Raw genomic sequence first — 16,479 nt, 5'->3', positions numbered from 1 at the left:
CGCCGTGATCTTCGCCTTCATCGCGGGCGGCTGGGCCGCCTCGGCGGCTGGTGACGTTCTAGGACGGCAGGCCGGTCTCCGGGGTGATGGTGGCGAGGAAGACGTCCCCGTTGCCGGGACCGCCGGCGCCGTAGGTGAGGCCGGAGACCGCCACCTGGCCGGACGGCGTCGGCGCGGCGTACAGGTTCGGCTCGGCGAACGGATCCACCGCGTCGTCCCTGGCCGAGCCGAACTGGGCGGCGGCGCGCTGCCCGCCCTTCGCGTCGAGGCGGAGGGTGAGCACGTCGGCGCCGCCCGCCTGCACGCCCACCCGGCCCCGCGTGTGGCCCACGACCTCGACCTCGCCGCCGGGCAGCGCGGCCACGGCGGCCCCCTCGTCGGCGGACGGGGTGGCGAGGGTGTGGGTCCAGCGCCGCTTGCCGCGGGCGTCGTAGGCCGCGGTGTGGGCGTCCCCGTTCACGGCGCCCGTCGCGACGACCAGGCCGCCGGTGGTGACGGTCACCGCGTTCAGCCGGTCGTCGCCGTCGCCGCCGGCGGCCGTGGCCCACGTACGGGCGCCGTCGGCGGTCCCGAACGCGGCCAGCCAGCCGTCGAGGCCGCCGAGCGCGCTCGTGCCGGGCAGGGCGGCGGTGGCGCTGCCCGTGACGTACACGTTCGCGGCGTCGGCGGCCACGCCGTACGCCTTGTCCTCGCCGGGGCCGCCGTACTGCCGCAGCCAGGCGAGCTCGCCCGACGGGGTGAGACGGGCCACGAGGGCGTCCTTGTCGCCGGCGTTGCGGCCGTCGAGGTCGCCCTTGGTGTAGCCGGCCACGTACGCGCCGCCGTCGGGCGCGGCGGCCAGGCCGTAGAGCCGGTCGGCGGCGTCCGGCGCGCCGAACTGGGTGGTCCAGCGGACCTCGCCGTCCGGGCCGAGCCGGACCACGAACGCGTCGTCGGCCGCGTTGCCGGGATGCCGGCCGTCGAGGTCGCCCTTGGTGTAGCCGGCGGCCAGCACGCCGCCGTCGGGCAGCGGCGCGACCCCGTACAGGCGCTCGTCGGCGGCGGTGCCGAGCTGCCGGGTCCAGCCGTTCGCGCCGGTGCGGGTGATGACCGCGTCCAGGCGGCCGGCGTGGGACTGGCCGGCGACGGGGCCGCCGGCCGCGTACCCGACCGTGAGCGAGCCGTCGGCGTGGGCGGCGACGCCGCCGGCCCAGTCGGTGGCCGCGGTGCCGTGCGGCGGGGTGGGCAGCCCGGCGGGCGGCGTCACGCTGAGACCCGGGCCCAGCTCGGCCATGGCCTGCTCGAAGGCGGGCGTCCAGACCGTCCAGTCGTGGCCGCCGTCCAGGACGCGGAGCTGGGCGGAGACGGCGGGCGAGCGGCGGGCCGCGTTGTAGAGCGCGGCGGACTCGAAGTCGAGGTCGTGGCGGGCGTCGGCGGGGTCGGGGTTGGCGTACTCGTCGTCGCCGACGGCCACGAACATCCGCACCGGCAGGTCGGGGTCCAGCTCCGGCAGCAGGGCCGGGTAGTTGAGCTCGCGGTAGACGTCGTCGGAGAACTTCGCCGCGCCCTCGCCGAAGGCGCCGTAGTCCCGGGCGGAGGAGTCGCCGGGCGGCAGCGGGGAGTAGACGGCGGGGCTGAGGACGGCGGCGGCGCTGAAGACCTCCTGGTGGGCGAGGGCGAAGCGGAGCGCGCCCGCGCCGCCCATCGAGTAGCCGCCGACCAGCCGGGCCTCGCGGATCGGTGCGGTGCGGTAGGTGGCGTCCACGTGCCCGACCAGGTCGTGCGCGAGCGCGGTCTCCACCTTGCGTCCGGGCAGGTCGGAGCCGGTGTAGCGGGAGTCGGTGTACCAGCTTCCGCGCTCGCTCCACGGGGCGTCCGGCATGACGGCGATGACCGGCGGGATGCGCTTGGTCCTGATCAGGTCGTCGAGCACGGTCTTGACGCGGGTCCACGCCTGCATGGTGTCGCCGCGGCCGTGGAGCAGGTAGAGGACGGGGTGGCGGGCGCTGCCCCGGTCGTAGCCGGCGGGCAGGTAGGCGGTGTAGGCGACGGCCTCCCCGCCGAGGGCCGGCGAGGGGGCCGAGCCGGTGGTGAGCGTGCCGCCCGCGCGCGTCTCCGTCTCGCCCGGCGGGGCGAGGAGGGTGAACGCGGTGAGGGTGGCCAGCGCGGCGGCGCCGATCCAGCGAGGCAGGGGCATGGAGCACTTCCGAGGGAGCCGTAAACGTTTACAGTACGCACCTGGTGGTGTGTTGGGAGAGTTTCGTGGGGTGGGGGGTGCCGTGTCAACAACTCCTGGCCGGACGGGGCACGGCGGCGGGCACCTGGAGCACCGGTTCGTTCGTTGTCGGGATGCGGTCGATCGTCGTCTCTCCTGGAGTCGCACCATGGAAATCACCGGCATCATCTCCGGCCTGATCATCGGCATCGTCATCGGCGCTCTCGGGCGGCTCGTCGTGCCCGGACGCCAGCGCATCCCGATCTGGCTCACCATTCTCATCGGCGTGGTCGCGGCCCTCATCGGGACCGCCATCGCCGCCGCGCTCGGCGTGGCCGACACCGGCGGCATCGACTGGATCGAGCTGCTGATCCAGGTGGCGCTGGCGGCGCTCGGCGTCTCGCTGACCGCCGGTATGTACGTCAAGCGCCGCCGGGAGTGAGCCGACGGGCGGCCGTGGGGCACACATCCCCTCGGCCGCCCGTCTCGATCCGCTTCAGGTCCCCCTCAGCTCGTGGGTCACCACTCGTCGTCGCCGCCCTCGTCGTCGTCCTCGAAGATCTCCTCGATGATCTCGCCGGCCACCAGACCGCCCACGACGCCGGCCGCGCCTGCGGCCACCACCGCGCCCATGCCCGGCCCGCTCCCGTGATGCTGGGGGTGGTGGTGGTCGTCGTGGTAGGGGTGGTGGTGCGGGTCGTGGTAGCCGTGCGGGGCGCCGTGGTGACCGCCGTACTCGGACAGGCGCTGGAGCCAGCGGCCGAGCTCGCCGGGCCAGTCGGTGCGCAGGGCGTCGTCGTGGCTGACGGTGAAGTGGTCGATGGCGTCGCCGGAGGAGTAGCGGCCGGACCGCTTGTCGGCCTCCAGGACGACGGTCAGCCCGTCGGGGGTGGCCACGAAGGTCACCTCGACCTCGTTGACCAGACCCTGGTACTGCGGCGGCGGGTAGAACTCGATCTCCTGGTAGAACGGCAGCCGCTGGTCCACGCCGGCCAGCCGCCCGGCCTCCAGATCGGCCGACTTGAACGTGAAGCCGAGGCCGAGGAACGCCTCCAGGATGCGCAGCTGCGACGGCAGCGGCTCGACCGCGAACGCGTCGAGGTCGCCCTTGTCGACGGCCTTCGCGATGGCCAGCTCGGTGCGCACGCCGAGCACCATGCCGCGCAGCGGCTGCCCGCCGATCTCGCTGACGGGCGCCTCCCACGGCACGGGCATGGTGAAGCCGAGCGTGCGGTCCTCGCCCTTGCGCAGCGTGAACGGCCCGGAGACCTGGAGGCGGCCGAACTCGGTGACGCCGGCGCCCTCGGAGTCGCCGTACTCGATTTCCACGCGCGCCACCAGGCCGAGCGTGACGTGCTCGATCTCGGCGTCGAAGTCGCCGCCCTTGAGCCGGACCTCGCCCTCCAGCGTGCCGCCCGGCAGCGTGCGGGACGTGGCGAGAACGGTGTCCACCGAAGGCGCGCCGACGCCGAACGCGCCCAGCATGCGTTTGAAGACCACGGCTGTTGCTCTCCCTGTCGAAGATCGGGTCGGTGATCCGTTGAAGATCACTACTTGCGCCCGCACAACGAGCGGCGTACCGGCCGAGTTCCTCAAACCCCTGCGTGCAGGGGGTTTTTGGGGGTATGGGCGGTTCGGGCCGCGGAAGAGGGCGAAGGTCCCTAGTCGGTGAGGCTTATGGCACTCCTCGTACGGGCAGTTGGAGCGCACCTTTGTGGTGTCGAGGAGGTGCGCGGTGAGAGCTGCTCTGGATCGCCTGAAGAGGGTGACGCGCGGGTACCGATGGGATCGCAATCCGCTGCGCCGCCGTACCGATCGTCTGGAGTCCGCGCTGGCAGTGGCGGCGGTGCTGCTGGTCCTGGCGAGCGTCTGGCCGGCGGTGCTGGCGGGGAGGGCCGCGTACGAGAACGGGATGGCCGAGACCCGGGTCGGGCCGGGCGGGCGGCAGCAGGTGACGGCGACCCTGCTGGCGGACGCGCGGCCGACCAGGGCGACGTTCGGCGAGATGCCGCCGCAGTTGCCGCTTACGCCGGCGCGGTGGACGGGCCCGGACGGGACGGCGCGCACCGGTGAGGTGGCGGCTCCGGGGCTGGCGAGGAGCGGCACGGCGGTGCGTATCTGGATCGACGCCGAGGGGCGGCCGTCGACCCCGCCGAAGAAGCCGCTGGAGATCGGCCTGCGCGGCGCGGGCATGACGCTCTTCGTGGAGCTGGTGGCCGTGCTGCTGACCCTCACCGGCTTCGCGACCGGGCGGTGGGCGCTGAACCGCCGCCGCTACCGCTCATGGGACACCGCCTGGGCCATCGCCGACAAGCGCGGCCACGGCCACCGGCGCGGCTGAGCCCGTCAGCTGCCAAGCACGTCAACGGCCGAGGCGGACCACCTCGCGCAGGTCGCCGTTCCAGGCCGGGCCGTGCACGTACGCCAGGTCGGCCGCCATCCGCGCGGCCGTCTCCCGCAGCTCGGGCAGGATGTCGCGCACCAGGTCGGCAGGGGTGGCGCGGCTGGCGTGCGTGGCGACGTTGACGGCGGCGACCACCCGCCCCGAGCCGTCCCTGATGGGCACCGCCAGCGACCGCACCCCCTCCTCCAGCTCCTGGTCCACCAGGGCGTACCCGTCGGCGGCCACCTGGCGCACCACCGTCTTCAGCTCGGCGGTGGTCGCGATGGTGTGGCTGGACAGCGGCTTGACCGCGATGGCGTCCAGCCGCTCCTCCGGCAGGTCGGCGAGCAGGACCCGGCCCATGGACGTGGCGTAGGCGGGGAAGCGGGTGCCGACCGTGATGTCCACGCTCATGATCCGCCGGGTCGGGCGGCGGGCCAGGTAGACGATGTCCTCGCCGGACAGCACGGCGACCGACGCCGACTCGTGCACCCGGGCGACCAGGTCGTTGAGATGCGGCTGCACGACCGCGCGGAAGGGCAGGCCGGACAGGTGCGCGTAGCCCAGCTCCAGCACCTTCGGCAGCAGGACGAAGCGGGTGCCGCGGGCGGCGACGTAGCCGAGCCGTTCGAGGGCCTGCACGGCGCGGCGTACGGTCGCGCGGGGCTGGCCGGTCGCGCGGGAGGCGTCGGCGAGGGTGGCGCCGCCGGGCCGGCCGAGCGCCACCATGACGGCCAGGCCGCGGGCCAGCGACTGCAGGTAGCCGGCGCCGAGCTCCTGCTTGGCCACCCGCGACCGATCCACACCCCCCGCCGGGCCCCCGTCCGGGCCGCCGTTCTGGCCGCCACCCGGGCCCTCATCACGGTGCGCGGTCAGGGGCGGGCGGGCGAGGGCGGTCTCCATCTCGGTCACCGTCGCGCGCAGCCGGGGCAGGGCGTACGCGCGCAGCCCGTCCGCCGTATGCCTGCTGGTGTGGCTGACCACGCTCACCGCGCCCACGGCCCGCCCGTCAGGGTCGCGCACCGGCACCGCGACGGCCACCAGCCCCGGCTCCACGAGCTGGTCGTCCACGGCCCACGGCGCGGCCGGGTCGAGCAGCGCGAGCCCGGCCGCGCACCGGCCGGCGGGCAGCAGGTCGCCGACCCTGAAGGCCACGGACATGGTGCGCCGCCGGGTGAACTGCGCGATGAAACGCACCCCTTCCCCGTCCGGCACGGCCAGCGACACCGACTCGTCGAGCTCCTCGGCCAGCCGCGCGGCCGGCGGGGACAGCGCGTCGCGGAGCCCGCCGCCCGCGAGGTACGCCTCCCCCAGCTCCATCAGCCGCGGCGCGAGGCGTACCTCCCGCCCGTCGAGCCGCAGGTAGCCGAGGTGGGTGAGGGTGGCGAGCACCCGGTCCACCGCGCTTCTCGCGAGCCCGGTCGCGCGTACGAGGTCGGTCGCGGCCATGGGCCGTCCCGGATCGTCCGCCAGCACGCGCAGCAGGGCGAGGCCACGCTCCAGGGTTCCGGCCGCTTCCATCCGCCACTCCTCCGGTCGAGTGAGCTCCTTTGACAGGCCACCCCTCTTTACGGATACTCGATAGCACAATAGTGGACAAAAGTTCACTATGCGAACACTCCCGGTGAATTGGAGCGTCGTGCGGAGAGACAAGGTGGTGGCCTCGGCCGAGGAGGCGCTGGCCGGCGTGCGGGACGGCGCGTCGTTCGCGGTCGGCGGGTTCGGGCTGAGCGGCATCCCGAACGTGCTGATCCAGGCCCTCTACGGCACCGGCGTGACCGGCATATCCGTGGTGTCGAACAACTGCGGCGTGGACGGCGGCGGCCTCGGCGTGCTGCTGGCCGCCGGCCGCATCGCGCGGGTGACGGCCTCGTACATCGGCGACAACAAGGAGTTCGCCCGCCAGTACCTCGGCGGCGAGCTGGAGGTCGAGCTGACCCCGCAGGGCAGCCTCGCCGAACGGCTGCGCGCGGGCGGCGCCGGCATCCCCGCCTTCTACACCCCGGCCGGGGTCGGCACGCCGGTCGCCGACGGCGGGCTGCCGCTGCGCCACAACCCGGACGGCTCCGTCGCCGTGGCCTCGCCGCCCAAGGAGGTACGCGAGTTCGACGGCCGCCCGTACGTGCTGGAGCACGGCATCACGACGGACTTCGCGCTGGTGCGCGCGGCCAAGGGCGACCGCCACGGCAACCTCGTCTTCAACAAGTCCGCGCGCAACTTCAACCCGCTGGCCGCGATGGCCGGGCGCGTCACGATCGCCGAGGTCGAGGAGCTGACCGAGCTGGACCCGGACGAGGTCCACCTGCCGGGCGTCTTCGTCCAGCGCGTCGTCGCGCTGACCCCCGAGCAGGCCGCCGACAAGGGCATCGAGAAGAGGACCACCCGATCATGAGCTGGACGCGGGACGAGATGGTGGCGCGCGCGGCGGCCGAGCTGCGCGACGGCGACTACGTCAACCTGGGCATCGGCCTGCCGACCCGCATCCCGTCGTTCCTGCCGGACGACGTGGACGTGATCCTCCACTCGGAGAACGGCCTGCTCGGCGTCGGCCCCTACCCGTACGAGCACGAGGTCGACCCCGACCTGATCAACGCGGGCAAGGAGACGGTGACCGTGCGGGAGGGGGCGTCGTTCTTCGACTCCTCGCTGTCGTTCGGGATGATCCGCGGCGGGCACATCGACGTGGCGGTGCTGGGCGCGATGCAGGTGTCGGCCACGGGCGACCTGGCCAACTGGATGGTGCCCGGCAAGCTCGTCAAGGGCATGGGCGGGGCGATGGACCTCGTGCACGGCGCCCGCAAGGTCATCGTGATCATGGATCACACGGCCAAGGACGGCTCGCCGAAGATCGTCACCAGGTGTTCGCTGCCGCTCACCGGGCAGGCGTGCGTCCACCGCGTCATCACCGACCTCGGCGTGCTCGACGTCACCGCGGACGGGCTGCGGCTGGTGGAGACCGCGCCGGGCGTGAGCGTCGAGGAGCTGCGCGAGCGTACGGAAGCGGAGGTCCTGGCATGAAGACCGTGTACGTCGTGGACGCCGTCCGCACCCCGTTCGGCCGCCACAACGGCGCGCTGGCCGGGATCCGCCCCGACGACCTGGCCGCGCACGTGGTCAGGGCCGTCGCCGAGCGCAACGGCGTCGAGGCCCCCGACGAGGTGATCCTCGGCAACGCCAACGGCGCCGGCGAGGAGAACCGCAACGTCGCCCGCATGGCCGCGCTGCTCGCCGGGCTGCCCGTGAGCACGCCCGGCGCGACCGTGAACCGGCTGTGCGGCTCCGGCATGGAGGCGGTCATCCAGGCGTACCGGATGATCGCGCTCGGCGACGCCTCCACCGTGATCGCGGGCGGCGTCGAGTCCATGACCCGCGCCCCCTGGGTGCTGCCCAAGCCCGATCGGGCCTTCCCCGCGGGCGGCACGGAGCTGGTCTCCACGACGCTCGGCTGGCGGCTGGTCAACCCGAGGATGCCCGCCGAGCACACGGTGCCGCTCGGCGAGGGCGCCGAGCTGATCGCCGACAAGCACGGCATCACCCGCGAGGAGCAGGACGCGTACGCCCTGGCCAGCCACCAGAAGGCGGCCAAGGCGTCCTTCGAGCGGGAGATCGTCCCCGTCGGGGACGTGACCCGGGACGAGGGCATCCGCGCGGACAGCTCGCTGGACAAGCTCGCCCGGCTCAAGCCGGTCTTCCGCAAGGAGGGCACGGTCACCGCGGGGAACTCCTCCCCGCTCAACGACGGCGCGGCGGCGCTGCTGCTCACCGACGAGGAGGGGCTGGGCGGCCGCGAACCTCTGGCGCGCATCACCGCCGGTGCCGCAAGCGCCCTCGAACCCCGCTACTTCGGCCTCGGCCCGGTCGAGGCCGCGACCCGGGCGCTCGCCAAGGCCGGCCGCACCTTCGCCGACCTCACCACCGCCGAGCTGAACGAGGCGTTCGCCGCCCAGACGCTCGGCTGCCTGGCCGAACTGCCCGACCTCGACCCCGCCCTGGTCAACCCCGAGGGCGGCGCGATCGCGCTCGGACACCCGCTCGGCGCGTCCGGCGCCCGCGTCACCGGCGCCGTGGCGCACCGCCTCGCGGCGGCCGGCTCCGGCGTCGGCCTGGCCTGTCTCTGCATCGGCGTCGGCCAGGGCCTGGCCGTCGTACTGGAAAGGTAGCCCCGCATGATCCCACCCCTCTCGCAGGGCGACATCGACCGCGAGATCGCCGAGGTGCACGAGGCGCACGCCGGCGAGGAGGCTAACCAGCCGCTGCGCGACTTCGCCCCCTACCGCAGCAGCATCCTGCGCCATCCGAAGCTGCCGGCGCTCGCGGTCAAGGACCCGGAGGCGGCCGAGCTGGCCGGGCCGGTGTTCGGCGTCTCCGACGTGACCGCGCTCGACTCCGACCTGACCAAGCAGCACCTCGGCGAGCCACTCGGCGAGCGGATCACCGTGCGGGGCCGGGTGCTCGACCGCGACGGCCGGCCGGTACGCGGCCAGCTCGTCGAGGTGTGGCAGGCCAACGCCTCCGGCCGCTACCTGCACCAGCGGGACGACCACCCCGCCCCGCTCGACCCCAACTTCTCCGGCGTCGGGCGCTGCCTGACCGACGACGAGGGCCGCTACCTCTTCACCACGATCAAGCCGGGGCCGTACCCGTGGCGCAACCACGTCAACGCCTGGCGGCCGGCGCACATCCACTTCTCGGTGTTCGGCACGGCGTTCACGCAGCGGCTGGTCACCCAGATGTACTTCCCGGGCGATCCGCTGTTCCCGTTCGACCCGGTGCTGCAGTCGGTGACGGACGAGCGGGCCAGGCAGCGGCTGGTGTCCGCCTACGACCACGACCTGTCCGTGCCCGAGTTCTCGCTGGGCTACCGCTGGGACATCGTCCTCGACGGCCCGGCCGCGACCTGGATGGAGGAGGGCCGATGATCAAGCCGACCCCTTCGCAGACGATCGGTCCGTTCTACGGCTTCGCGCTGCCGTTCCCCGGCGGCGGCGACCTCGCCACCGGCGGGATCACCGTCCAGGGGTACGTCTACGACGGCGACGGCGTGCCGGTGCCGGACGCGCTGCTGGAGTTCTGGCAGGCCGACCCGTCGGGCGACCTGCGCGGCCGGCCCGGCTCGCTGCGCCGCGACCCGGTCACCGGAGCGGTCATCGGGCGGCACGGGCTCGACTTCACCGGCTTCGGCCGGGTGCCGACCGACGCCGACGGCCGCTACGGGTTGCGTACGCTCATGCCGGGTAACGGCTACATCAGCGTGTGCGTCTTCGCCCGCGGCCTGCTGGACCACCTGTTCACCCGCGTCTACTTCGACCGCGACGCGGCCTTCCTTGACACGGTCCCGGCGGAGCGGCGGGAGACGCTGCTGGCCGTGCCGGAGCGCGAGGACTTCTACCGCTTCGACATCCACCTGCAGGGCGAGAAGGAGACGGTCTTCCTTGACTTCGGCTGACCCGGGGCCTCCGGCTGACCCGGAGCCTTTGGCTGACCCGGGGCCTCCGGCTGACCCGGACGCCGACCTCGGGCTGCTGTCCCCCATGCGGGGCGCGGTCGGGGAGACCGGTGACGTCGCCGTGCTGCGCGCCCTGCTGGACGCCGAGGTCGCGCTGACCCGCGCCCAGGCGGCGCTCGGCCGGGCGCCGCGGGAGGCGGCCGAGGCGGTGGCCGGGGCGGCACGGGTGGCGGCGTTCGACCTGCCTGCGCTCGTGGCGCGGGCGCGCTCCGGCGGCAACCCGGTGATCCCGCTCGTGGAGGACCTGCGCGCGGCGGCCGGGCCGTACGGCGCGCACGTGCACCGGGGCGCGACCAGCCAGGACATCCTGGACACCGCGCTCATGCTGGTCGCGCACCGGACGCTGGGCCCGGTGCTGGCGGACCTCGGCCGGGTCGCCGGCGACCTCGCCGGGCTGGCCGCCGCGCACCGTGACACCCTGATGGCCGCGCGGACGCTCACCCAGCAGGCGGTGCCGACGACGTTCGGGCTGAAGGCGGCGGGCTGGCGCAGCCTCGTCCTGGACGCCCGCGACCGGCTGCGCGCCGCCCGTGGCTCCCTGCCCGCGCAGCTCGGCGGGGCGGCGGGCACGCTGGCCGCCTTCCACCCCGACGCCTCCGAGGCCGCCTCCCACTCCGAGACCGCCTCCCACCCTGAGACCGCCTTCCGCCCCGAGCGGCCGGAGCCGGGCGAGGACCCCGGGCTGCGGCTCGCCGCCCGTTTCGCCGCCGAGCTGGGGCTGACCGAGCCGGTGCTGCCGTGGCACGTGCTGCGCACGCCGGTGGCCGACCTCGGCGGGGCGCTGGCGTTCGCGTCGGGCGCGCTCGGCAAACTCGCGGCCGACGTGCTCGTGCTCTCGCGCACCGAGGTGGGCGAGCTGTCCGAGGGCGTCGGCGGCGGCTCGTCGTCCATGCCCCACAAGCACAACCCGGTCCGCGCCACCATGATCGCCGCCGCGGCGCGGCAGGTCCCGGCGCTGGCCGCCGTCCTGTACGCCTCGCTCGCCGCCGAGGACGAACGCCCCTCCGGCGCCTGGCACGCCGAGTGGCAGCCGCTGCGTGAGTGCCTGCGCCTGGTCGCGGGGGCGGCCCGCGACGCGGCCGAGCTGGTCGCCGGGCTGCGGGTGCACCCCGAGCGCATGCGCGCCAACCTGACCCTGTCCGGCTCCACGGGCTCCGCCCGCGCCCTGGTGGAGCGGGCTCTCAAGGAGGACTGACGATGTTGCACCACCGGCTGGACGGACCGGCGGACGGCGTGCCGCTGATCCTCGGTCCGTCGCTCGGCACGTCCCTGCGTCTGTGGGAGCCGCAGCTCGCCGCGCTGGCGCGGACGTTCCGGGTGCTGAGGTTCGACCTGCCCGGCCACGGCGGCTCCCCCACGGCCCCTGTGGCCACGGTCGAGGACCTGGCCGCCCTGGTGCTGGAGACGGCGGACGCGGCGGGCTTCGACGCCTTCCACTACGCGGGCGTGTCGATCGGCGGCGCGATCGGCGCGACCCTGGCGCTGCGCCACCCCGGCCGAGTGCGCTCGCTCGCGATGATCTGCTCCTCCGCCCGCTTCGGCGAGCCCGCGTCGTGGCACGAGCGGGCCCGGCTGGTGCGCGCCGAGGGCACCGGCCCGCTGCTGGAGAGCACGGCCGCCCGCTGGTTCGCCGGCCCGCCCCGGCAGGCGCTGCTGGACGACCTGGCCGCCGCCGACCCCGAGGGGTACGCGGCCTGCTGCGACGCCCTGGCCGGCTACGACGTACGCGCCGAGCTGGCCGCGATCAAGGCTCCCACTTTGGTCGTGGCGGGCCGGGACGACCCGGCGACGCCGCCCGCGCACGCGAGGGAGCTCGCCGACGGCATCCACGGCGCGACGCTCGTGGAGCTGGCCGGCGCCGCCCACCTGGCCCCGGCCGACCAGCCGGAACGCCTGACCGCCGCGCTGCTCGCCCATCTGCCCGCGACGCCCGGGATGCGGGTGCGGCGCGAGGTGCTGGGCGACGCGCACGTGGACCGGGCGGTGGCCCGTACCACGCCGTTCACCAGGGACTTCCAGGACTTCATCACCCGCTACGCGTGGGGCGAGATCTGGACCAGGCCCGGCCTCGACCGGCGTGCCCGCAGTTGTGTCACGCTGACCGCGCTCGTCGCCGGCGGCCACCTGGAGGAGCTGGCCATGCACGTACGGGCGGCGCTGCGCAACGGGCTGACCCCGGACGAGATCGGCGAGGTGCTGCTGCAGAGCGCCGTCTACTGCGGCGTGCCGGCCGCCAACGCCGCCTTCGCCGTGGCCCAGCGCGTCCTGTCGGAGGAGTGACCCCAACCTTGTGCGGCAATCGGTGACGGCGAGGTCACGCTACGGCCATACTGCTGTGCGTATCCAGGCGTGGTCCGCACCCCACCCTCACTGATGGGCTCGCAGCGACGCGAGCTACTGCGAAGGGGTTACCCATGTCACAACGCTCATTGCCGGACGTGAGCTGGTTAAGCGGCGCTCCCGGCGAGTGGCCCGGCCTCAGGAACAAGGTCACCTACCCGTCACGGGCGCAGGTCCTGGAGCTGTCGGTGCAGCTCTCGCGGCCGGTGCCGGGCCACATCGTCGAGTTCGGCGTCTGGAAGGGCTACTCCACCCGGGTCATCAGGGACGAGCTGTGGCGGGCCCGGCTGTGGGAGCGCCGGCAGCGGCGCAAGCGCATCTACGCCTGCGACTCGTTCGAGGGGCTGCCGGAGGGCTACGAGAACCTGCCGGCCGGCACCTTCGCGACCCCCGTGCCGCGGCTCAACGGCGTGCGGGTCGTCAAGGGGTTCTTCGCCGAGTCGCTGACGCCCGCCCTCGCCGCCGAGGTGGGCCTGGTCAGCCTGGCGCACCTGGACGCCGACCTCGAGTCGGCCACCTCGTGCGCGCTGGACTGGCTGACGCCGCTGCTCGCCGACGGCGCCCTGCTGCTGTTCGACGAGTTCTACGGCGAGGACCCGGCCGAGTGCCGGGCCTTCGTGGACTGGAGCGCGCGTTCGGGGGTGCGGACGACGCTGCTCGCGCTGTTCGGCAGGGAGCCGAGCGGCAAGGGCGGCATGACCGACCGGCGGGCGCTGTTCCAGGTGATCGGCAGGAGGCAGCTCAGGAAGGCTCCGCCGCTGCCGCCGGTCCGGCTCCGGCGCCGGTTGGCGTCTCGCTGGTGAGCCAGCCGGCGTAGCGGGAGGCGAGCAGGCCGGGCAGCCCGCCGGTGTGCACGAACACCACCCGCGTGCCCCTGGGCGCCTCGCGTACGGCGGCGAACAGGCCCGCCATGGCCTTGGCCGTGTAGACCGGGTCGAGCAGCAGGGCCTCCGTCCGCGCCGCCGCCCGTAGCGCGTCCAGGGCCGCGCCGGTCGGCTCGCCGTACGCCTGCCCGGCCCGCGCGGTGTCCAGGCGGCAGCGGCCTCGGGGCGCGGGCAGCCCGGCGAGGGCGGCGGCCTCGGCGGCCAGCTCCTGGACCGCGTCCGCGAGGCCGGGCCGGGCGCCGACGTCCACGCCGAGCACCTTGCCGTGGTCGCCGAGCCCGGCCGCCAGCCCGGCCTGCGTGCCGCCCGAGCCGGCGGCGACCACGACCAGGCCGGGGTCCAGGCGTTCGGCGAGCTCGCGGCCCACGTCCACGTACGCGGCGGCGCCGAGCGGTGACGAGCCGCCGATGGGGATGGCGTACGGCCGCCGGCCCCGCGCGGCCAGCGCCCTGGCGTGCTCCTGGATGGCGGCCTCGGTCTCGGCGTACGGCAGCGGCCCGCCGTCCAGCCAGTGGATGCCGGCGCCGAGCACGCGGTCGAGCAGCAGGTTGCCGCTGTCGTCGCCGGGCGTGAGCAGCAGGTCGCAGCCCATCCCGGCGAGGTTGGCGGCGGCGGCCGTCATCCGGGCGTGGTTGCTCTGCGCTCCCCCGCCGGTCACCAGGTGGTCGCAGCCCTTGGCCTGGGCGTCGGCGACGATGGCGGCGAGCTTGCGCGCCTTGTTGCCGCCGCCCGCCAGGCCGGTCAGGTCGTCGCGTTTGACCCACAGGTCCTCGGGGCCGAGGCCGAGGCGGCGGGCCAGGCGGGGCAGCGGGTGCAGCGGGGTCGCGGGAACCGGAAGGATCACCGGCCCATGGTGTCCGGGAGGCGGCGGCCCGGGCAAGCGGATGTGCGATGTTGAGCGGATGGTGAGCAGTTCGCGACCGGCCTGCGGGGTATCCTGCCCATATGGGGGGTTTTGCGCTGCTTTGTTGCTCACCGTGCGTGAGCGGGGAAGCGAGCGGCTGAGCCGGTGCGGGAGCACACCGCGCCCCGGCCGGGCCGGGCCGGTCTGGACGACCTGCTGATCCAGGCCATCACCGACGCGGGGGCGCACATCGGCACCGTCTACCTCCTGGCCGACGACGGCCGGGTGCTGCTGATGGACGTCCAGCTCGGCATGCCCGAGCCGATCGCCATGTCCTGGGCCAGGCTCCGGGTCGGCGATCCCGTGCCGGTCTCCAGGGCCGTACGCGAGGACCGCCTGGTCTGGGTCTCCGGGCGGGAGGACCTCGCGCGGCAGTTCCCCTCGGCGGCGCTCTCGCTGCCGTACCACTTCTCGGCCGCCGTGCGCCCCATCCACGGCGGCGGGCGCGTCTGGGGCGCGCTGATGCTGGTCTGGCCCGCGGGATATTCGCTCACGCTGTCACGGGAGCAGCGCGACGTGATCGACGCGAGCTCCTCCGCCGTCGCCCGCCTGCTCCAGCGGGAGGCCGACCGCGGCGAGCCGATCACCCCGGGGCCGCGCCCGCGCACCCTCAACCCCCGCCCCGCCCGCGCCGCCGACACCGGCTCCCAGCTCATCGCGCTCGCGGCACTGAACCGGCTGCCCGAGGGCTACTGCTCGCTCGACGTCGAGGGCCGCATCTCGCTCATCACCGCGCCGGCCGCCGACCTGCTGTCCGTCTACACCTCCGAGCTCCAGGGCGAACGCCTCGGCGAGGCGCTGCCCTGGCTCGACGACCCTCTCTACGAGGACCTCTACCGGTCGGCGGTGGTCAGCGGCCAGGTCACCGCGTTCACCGCCCGCCACCCGTCGGGACGACTGGTCACCTTCCGGCTCTTCCCCGGCCTGACCGGCGTCACCCTGCGCATCACGCCCGGCGGGCAGGACCACGACCCCGCCGAGCGGACGCCGCCCCACGAGATCGGGCGGCCGACCCGCATCATCGCCCTGCACGAGATGCTGCACCTCGCGACGACGCTCGCGCGGGCCGTCACCGCGCAGGAGGTGATCGACCTGGTCGCCGACCACGTCATGCCCGTCTACGACGTCCAGGCGCTCGCCATCCTCACCGCCAGGGGCGGGCGGATGCGGGTGGCCGCCTCACGCGGCTACACCCGGCAGGCCGTCGCCGAGCTGAACGGGCGGCCGGTGATCCCGCCGTCGCCGGGGTGGGACGGGTTCGACGCCACCCGGCCGGCCTTCTTCGAGAGCTGGGACGAGCTGCGGGAGACGTACCCGGAGGCCATCGACCCCGACGACATGGACGCGTGCGCGTTCCTGCCGCTGGTGACCTCGGGGCGGCCCATGGGCACCTGCATCCTCGCCTACGACCGGCCGCACCGCTTCGACTCCGACGAGCGGGCCACGCTGACCGCGCTCGCGGGACTGATCGCGCAGGCGTTCGAGCGGGCCCGGCTCTACGACGTCAAGCACCAGCTCGCCCAGTGCCTGCAGTCGAGCCTGCTGCCGCACACCCTGCCGGAGATCCCCGGGCTCGACCTCGCCGCCCGGTACGTCCCCGCCACCCCCGGCATGGACATCGGCGGCGACTTCTACGACCTGATCCGGCTCAGCGACACCCAGGCCGCGGCGGTCATCGGCGACGTCCAAGGGCACGACGTGACCGCCGCCGCCCTCATGGGGCAGGTGCGCACCGCCATCCGGGCGCATGCCAGCACCGGCGCCTCCCCCGGCGAGGTGCTGGCGCACACCAACCGGCTGCTCATCGAGCTCGCCCCCGACCGCTTCACGAGCTGCCTGTACGTGAGCCTCGACCTGGAGCGGCACACCGCCTGCCTGGCCGGCGCCGGCCACCTGCCGCCGCTGCTCGGGCGGCCCGGCGAGCCCACGCGCGTCGTCGACAGCGCCGCCGGCCTGCTGCTGGGCATCGACCCCGAGGCCGAGTACGCCACTCTCGACCTCGACCTGCCGCCCGGCAGCGTGCTGACCCTCTACACCGACGGCCTCATCGAGCAGCCGGGCCTGGACCTCGGCGAGGCCATCCGCCGGCTGGCCGCCCGTTTCAACCCCACCGAGGACGGGCCGCTGGCGGACCTGGCGGACTCGCTCATCGAGCCGGCGGCGCTGGAGCAGCGCGGCGACGACATCGCCGTCCTGCTGCTGCGCTGCGCCCCCACCGGCCCCTGACCCGGGCCGGCCGCATGGGGGCGGAGCGGGAGGGGAATGCCC

At 74.6% G+C, this 16,479-nt stretch carries 15 protein-coding genes; 11 read left to right on the top strand and 4 right to left on the bottom strand.

The window, feature by feature from the left end; all coding sequences use genetic code 11:
- Nucleotides 1-58 precede the first annotated feature (58 nt).
- Nucleotides 59-2,176: an alpha/beta hydrolase-fold protein gene (locus BMW85_RS18050; RefSeq protein ID WP_091082560.1), complete on the bottom strand. Its 2,118-nt coding sequence runs from the start codon at nt 2,174-2,176 to the stop codon at nt 59-61.
- Nucleotides 2,177-2,363: 187 nt separating this feature from the next.
- On the opposite strand from BMW85_RS18050, the gene BMW85_RS18045 reads away from it, so the two are divergent.
- Complete coding sequence (locus BMW85_RS18045) at nt 2,364-2,636, top strand: GlsB/YeaQ/YmgE family stress response membrane protein (protein ID WP_091082559.1); 273 nt, start codon at nt 2,364-2,366, stop codon at nt 2,634-2,636.
- Nucleotides 2,637-2,713: 77 nt separating this feature from the next.
- Here the strand turns inward: BMW85_RS18045 and BMW85_RS18040 are convergent, their stop codons facing one another.
- A complete protein-coding gene (locus BMW85_RS18040; protein ID WP_091082557.1) occupies nt 2,714-3,694 on the bottom strand; it encodes a sporulation protein in 981 nt (326 codons plus the stop codon).
- A gap of 265 nt (nt 3,695-3,959) precedes the next feature.
- Between BMW85_RS18040 and BMW85_RS18035 the strand changes: the two genes are divergently transcribed.
- The gene (locus BMW85_RS18035; protein WP_143082322.1) at nt 3,960-4,535 is read left to right on the top strand and encodes an Rv1733c family protein; all 576 of its coding nucleotides are present in this window, start codon (nt 3,960-3,962) and stop codon (nt 4,533-4,535) included.
- Nucleotides 4,536-4,556: 21 nt separating this feature from the next.
- Here BMW85_RS18035 and BMW85_RS52325 read toward each other — a convergent pair whose 3' ends face one another.
- Nucleotides 4,557-6,098: an IclR family transcriptional regulator domain-containing protein gene (locus BMW85_RS52325; RefSeq protein ID WP_091082554.1), complete on the bottom strand. Its 1,542-nt coding sequence runs from the start codon at nt 6,096-6,098 to the stop codon at nt 4,557-4,559.
- Between the two features lie 118 nt (nt 6,099-6,216).
- On the opposite strand from BMW85_RS52325, the gene BMW85_RS18025 reads away from it, so the two are divergent.
- The 8 genes from BMW85_RS18025 (at nt 6,217) to BMW85_RS17990 (ending at nt 13,226) form a co-directional block, all read left to right on the top strand.
- Complete coding sequence (locus BMW85_RS18025) at nt 6,217-6,969, top strand: CoA transferase subunit A (RefSeq protein WP_218155826.1); 753 nt, start codon at nt 6,217-6,219, stop codon at nt 6,967-6,969.
- Nucleotides 6,966-7,595: a CoA transferase subunit B gene (locus BMW85_RS18020; protein WP_091082551.1), complete on the top strand. Its 630-nt coding sequence runs from the start codon at nt 6,966-6,968 to the stop codon at nt 7,593-7,595. Before BMW85_RS18025 ends, BMW85_RS18020 begins: the two co-directional genes overlap by 4 nt.
- Nucleotides 7,592-8,737 (top strand): thiolase family protein, encoded by a 1,146-nt coding sequence (locus tag BMW85_RS18015; protein WP_091082550.1) that lies wholly within the window; start codon nt 7,592-7,594, stop codon nt 8,735-8,737. Before BMW85_RS18020 ends, BMW85_RS18015 begins: the two co-directional genes overlap by 4 nt.
- Before the next feature lie 6 nt (nt 8,738-8,743).
- Nucleotides 8,744-9,496 (top strand): protocatechuate 3,4-dioxygenase subunit beta, encoded by a 753-nt coding sequence (pcaH, locus tag BMW85_RS18010; protein ID WP_091082548.1) that lies wholly within the window; start codon nt 8,744-8,746, stop codon nt 9,494-9,496.
- Entirely contained in the window at nt 9,493-10,023 is a 531-nt protein-coding gene (gene pcaG, locus BMW85_RS18005; RefSeq protein ID WP_091082547.1) for a protocatechuate 3,4-dioxygenase subunit alpha, read from the top strand. The genes pcaH and pcaG overlap by 4 nt, the downstream gene beginning before the upstream one ends.
- Before the next feature lie 28 nt (nt 10,024-10,051).
- Nucleotides 10,052-11,278: a 3-carboxy-cis,cis-muconate cycloisomerase gene (gene pcaB / locus BMW85_RS18000; protein WP_245774882.1), complete on the top strand. Its 1,227-nt coding sequence runs from the start codon at nt 10,052-10,054 to the stop codon at nt 11,276-11,278.
- Nucleotides 11,279-11,280: 2 nt separating this feature from the next.
- A complete protein-coding gene (gene pcaDC / locus BMW85_RS17995; protein ID WP_091082545.1) occupies nt 11,281-12,363 on the top strand; it encodes a bifunctional 3-oxoadipate enol-lactonase/4-carboxymuconolactone decarboxylase PcaDC in 1,083 nt (360 codons plus the stop codon).
- Between the two features lie 158 nt (nt 12,364-12,521).
- A complete protein-coding gene (locus BMW85_RS17990; protein ID WP_177240732.1) occupies nt 12,522-13,226 on the top strand; it encodes a TylF/MycF/NovP-related O-methyltransferase in 705 nt (234 codons plus the stop codon).
- Here BMW85_RS17990 and BMW85_RS17985 read toward each other — a convergent pair.
- Complete coding sequence (locus BMW85_RS17985; RefSeq protein WP_091082542.1) at nt 13,165-14,151, bottom strand: 1-aminocyclopropane-1-carboxylate deaminase/D-cysteine desulfhydrase; 987 nt, start codon at nt 14,149-14,151, stop codon at nt 13,165-13,167. The two genes, BMW85_RS17990 and BMW85_RS17985, sit on opposite strands and share 62 nt — an antisense overlap.
- 165 nt (nt 14,152-14,316) lie before the next feature.
- On the opposite strand from BMW85_RS17985, the gene BMW85_RS17980 reads away from it, so the two are divergent.
- Nucleotides 14,317-16,437: a GAF domain-containing SpoIIE family protein phosphatase gene (locus BMW85_RS17980; protein WP_091082540.1), complete on the top strand. Its 2,121-nt coding sequence runs from the start codon at nt 14,317-14,319 to the stop codon at nt 16,435-16,437.
- Nucleotides 16,438-16,479 lie beyond the last annotated feature (42 nt).

The sequence above is a fragment of the Nonomuraea wenchangensis genome, assembly GCF_900111685.1.
GTDB lineage: Bacteria > Actinomycetota > Actinomycetes > Streptosporangiales > Streptosporangiaceae > Nonomuraea > Nonomuraea wenchangensis.
This window is presented reverse-complemented; position numbering and strand designations above follow the sequence as displayed.

Bases quoted from the DNA above. Each gene is read 5' to 3' on its own strand.
- pcaDC (WP_091082545.1), top strand. From the start codon at position 11,281: ATGTTGCACCACCGGCTGGACGGACCGGCGGACGGCGTGCCGCTGATC.
- pcaG (WP_091082547.1), top strand. From the start codon at position 9,493: ATGATCAAGCCGACCCCTTCGCAGACGATCGGTCCGTTCTACGGCTTC.
- pcaH (WP_091082548.1), top strand. From the start codon at position 8,744: ATGATCCCACCCCTCTCGCAGGGCGACATCGACCGCGAGATCGCCGAG.
- BMW85_RS52325 (WP_091082554.1), bottom strand. From the start codon at position 6,098: ATGGAAGCGGCCGGAACCCTGGAGCGTGGCCTCGCCCTGCTGCGCGTG.
- BMW85_RS18045 (WP_091082559.1), top strand. From the start codon at position 2,364: ATGGAAATCACCGGCATCATCTCCGGCCTGATCATCGGCATCGTCATC.
- BMW85_RS18050 (WP_091082560.1), bottom strand. From the start codon at position 2,176: ATGCCCCTGCCTCGCTGGATCGGCGCCGCCGCGCTGGCCACCCTCACC.
- BMW85_RS18015 (WP_091082550.1), top strand. From the start codon at position 7,592: ATGAAGACCGTGTACGTCGTGGACGCCGTCCGCACCCCGTTCGGCCGC.
- BMW85_RS18020 (WP_091082551.1), top strand. From the start codon at position 6,966: ATGAGCTGGACGCGGGACGAGATGGTGGCGCGCGCGGCGGCCGAGCTG.